The following is a 3,366-nucleotide window of genomic DNA, read 5'->3' as shown; positions in this document are numbered from 1 at the left end:
CCTAAAGCCTAAAGCCCAAAGCCTAATTAAATCAGTCATCGATGACTATTTCTAGGTTTGGGTAGTTGCGGGCTTCAGGTGATAAGTCGAGTGGTGAATAGCTAATACCGAGATCCAATTCGTCAGCAAAATCTTGGGGATGCCGACTGGAAGTAGTGGGTACGGTTGGAGGGGGTGTGACTGGATTGGAGATCGATCGATCGAAGCGATGCTGGGTCGGAGCGGGATCGACAGGAGTCACGTCTGGATGCGTAAATGCGGCGGCGGGTGAGGGGGTGAGCTGAGAAGGTTTGAGGGGTGTAGTTAAAGATGGGATGCTAGATTGCGGGAGGTGAGATGAGCTGTGCGTGCCGATTGTTAGCGCCTCTGTCTTCAACTCTTGCGTGAGGCGATCGAGATTGGCGGCGGAATTCTCTTTGTCGCGATCGAACAGTTGGAGTAATGACAGCTCGGACTCGTGAATGGGATTGAGATTGAGGGCGATCGTAAAGCCACTAGCACCGAGTTGAATGTGGTGCTTGTCATAAAAACTCACCTCACCTAATAACAAGCCGACTTTGGGCTGTGCGGGTAAATCTAAGTGACCCTGAAAACTGAAGATGTCTAAATTTGGGGGTAGAGTACGTTCGATCGCGCTGACAATTTCCGCAGTCTGAGGATGACGCAAACAGATGAGCAGCTTCTCGATTTTGGTCGATCGCGATAGATTGGGATTGAGAAGCTGTAAATTACACTCGCCCGAGATCGTCAGGCGATTGCCAGGAATTAGCCCCGAAAAAGTCGAGCGGCTCAAACTAATCAGTTGTGACGGCGGCGCAAAAATCGTGTGTAGTTGAATTGCTTCGGCTAGTGTGCCGCTAGTTGTCGTGCCGGACGGCTGCGGTTGTAAGGACTCTCGCTCCAATTGCTCTAGTAGTCGAGCGAGTCCATCCGCCCAGTTTTCCGGTTCGATCGGTGGCGACGTTAGCAACGGGGCTGTGGGGGACAAAGTTTTTGCTGGCTGGGCTACTGGGGGTTGTGGCGGTTGAATGGGTGCTGCTGGTGCGGTTTGAACTGTCGGCGGCGCGATCTGGATGGGGGTTGGTGCTGGCGTGCGGATTAATACTCGGAGCTTGAGAATCCGATGCCAAGCTGCTTGGCTATCATCGCTCCCACTACACACAAACTGCCAGATGCCCGCTTGTAAATGTGTAAATGGGAGAATGACTACGACGCCGCTAGCAGTGCTAGTTTGTTGGCAAGATCGCGATCGCCGCTGCGGTGTTGGCAAGTCGCTAGTTTGATGGGTGATGCGAAGCTGAATCGGCGTTTCAGAGAGCTGGCTAGTGGCAACGATCCGATATTTACCCTCCATCAATTGCAGATTACCCGTTTCGATCGGTCGCCATCCGCGATCGCCCTGACGCTGAATTAGAAATTTCCAATCTGTCATGAGTTACCTCTAAGATGCACTAGCTCTAAACGTTAGTATTTTACTAGCATAATGTGGATAGAGACTAGTAACTAGTCACTACACTTTCAACCGATCTAACCATGCAAACCGGAACCATTGTAGCGATCGCCACGGCTGTTGTCCCCCAACAAGGCAGTGTCGGGATCGTGCGGCTATCGGGAGCCGATGCTGTCGCGATCGCCCGCCAAATTTTTAGCACGCCAGGACGACAGGAATGGGAGAGTCATCGCATTTTGTATGGGTATGTAAGGCACCCAGCCACTAGAGAGACGATCGATGAGGCATTATTGCTAGTAATGCTCGCGCCCCGCTCCTATACCCGCGAAGATGTGGTCGAAATCCACAGCCACGGCGGCATTATTTTGGTGCAACAGATTTTGCAGTTGTGTGTCGAATACGGTGCCAAAGTTGCCGAACCAGGTGAGTTTACCCTGAGAGCCTTCCTGAATGGGCGCATCGATCTGACTCAAGCCGAAAGCATCAGCGATCTCGTCGGTGCCCTATCTCCCGCCGCCGCGCAGACGGCGATCGCCGGATTGCAGGGCAAACTCCGCCAACCGATCGGGAACTTGCGATCGATCGCCCTCGATTTACTCGCCGAGATTGAGGCAAGGATCGATTTTGAGGAGGATTTACCACCGTTGGACGTAGGAGACATTACTGCTAAATTAGGGGCATTAGCGGCCCAAATCGGGCAGATTGTGGCGACAGCAGATCGGGGGGAATTATTACGCAGTGGTTTGAAGGTTGCTATTCTCGGACAGCCGAATGTGGGTAAGTCGAGCTTGCTCAATGCTTGGAGCCGCAGCGATCGGGCGATCGTCACGCCGTTGCCCGGAACGACGCGCGATGTCGTCGAATCTCGGTTAGTAGTGGGCGGGATTCCGGTACAGGTACTGGATACGGCGGGGATTCGGGACACCGAAGATGTCGTCGAGCAAATCGGGGTCGCTCGATCGCGTGCAGCAGCCCAGTCAGCGGATTTGATCTTACTGACCATCGACGCTCAGATCGGCTGGACGGCGGTAGAAGCCGAGATCTACAGCCAAATTGCCCCAATTACGACGATCGTTGTCGCCAACAAAATCGATCTGATGACAACTCCCCTCACACTAAATCTCCCTCCGGGCATCAGTGCGATCGTCGAAACTGCCGCCGCGATCGATCTGGGGATCGATCGATTAGAAACTGCCATCATCGAGATCGTTGCTGGAGGCAAACTCACTGCGGCAAATATCGATATCGCCATCAACCAACGCCAAGCCGCTGCCCTCATTCGCGCCCAAATCGCCCTTAAACAGGTGTTAATTACGGTCGAGGATCGATTGCCCTTAGACTTCTGGACGATCGACCTGCGTGAGGCAATTAGGGCACTAGGCGAAGTCACTGGCGAAGAAGTCACCGAGTCAGTACTCGATCGGATCTTTAGTCGCTTTTGTATTGGTAAGTAATATTAATGATTAATAATTAATTATTAATTGGGTTTTATCGAGCTTTTGGATTGCTAACTTCACCTTGCTTCATTTTGCTTCACTTGAGTTCGCCCTGGTAATGGCTACTCATTGCGACTTCATCAATCCGGGGGTGAGAATGCAAATAACAACTAACTCACTCCCGGAAAATCTCATGAACGACACTAACTTAACTGGCGTTGCTAATGAATAACGTATTTATTAACAACATTGGTAAATTTTTACCGGGCGAACCCATCGCTAACGATCGGATGGAAGACTATCTCGGCAAAGTGAATGGTCGTGCTTCTAAAGTGAAGAATCGGATTTTGAAAAGTAATGGCATTCAGCAACGCTATTATGCCTTGAACGAGCGACACCAGCCGACCTATCTCAATAGCCAAATGGCTGCTTTAGCGGTTAGAAATACCTTATCTGGGATTGACTTAGAACCAAGTGCGA

General features: G+C 51.4%; 2 protein-coding genes and 1 pseudogene. 2 read left to right on the top strand and 1 reads right to left on the bottom strand.

The window, feature by feature from the left end; translation table 11 throughout:
* Positions 1-31 precede the first annotated feature (31 nt).
* Positions 32-1,432 (bottom strand): hypothetical protein, encoded by a 1,401-nt coding sequence (locus RMO52_RS02905; protein WP_310410705.1) that lies wholly within the window; start codon positions 1,430-1,432, stop codon positions 32-34.
* Positions 1,433-1,533: 101 nt separating this feature from the next.
* Between RMO52_RS02905 and mnmE the strand changes: the two genes are divergently transcribed.
* Both mnmE and RMO52_RS02895 read left to right on the top strand, forming a co-directional pair.
* Positions 1,534-2,904 (top strand): tRNA uridine-5-carboxymethylaminomethyl(34) synthesis GTPase MnmE, encoded by a 1,371-nt coding sequence (gene mnmE, locus RMO52_RS02900; RefSeq protein ID WP_309741446.1) that lies wholly within the window; start codon positions 1,534-1,536, stop codon positions 2,902-2,904.
* A gap of 206 nt (positions 2,905-3,110) precedes the next feature.
* Positions 3,111-3,366 (top strand): annotated as a pseudogene (locus tag RMO52_RS02895) (3-oxoacyl-ACP synthase); the annotation flags it as partial.

The organism is Chamaesiphon sp. OTE_8_metabat_110, assembly GCF_031382685.1.
Taxonomy (GTDB): Bacteria; Cyanobacteriota; Cyanobacteriia; order Cyanobacteriales; family Chamaesiphonaceae; genus Chamaesiphon.
Note: the sequence above shows the minus strand (reverse complement) of the source record. Positions and strands in the feature narration are given on the sequence as shown.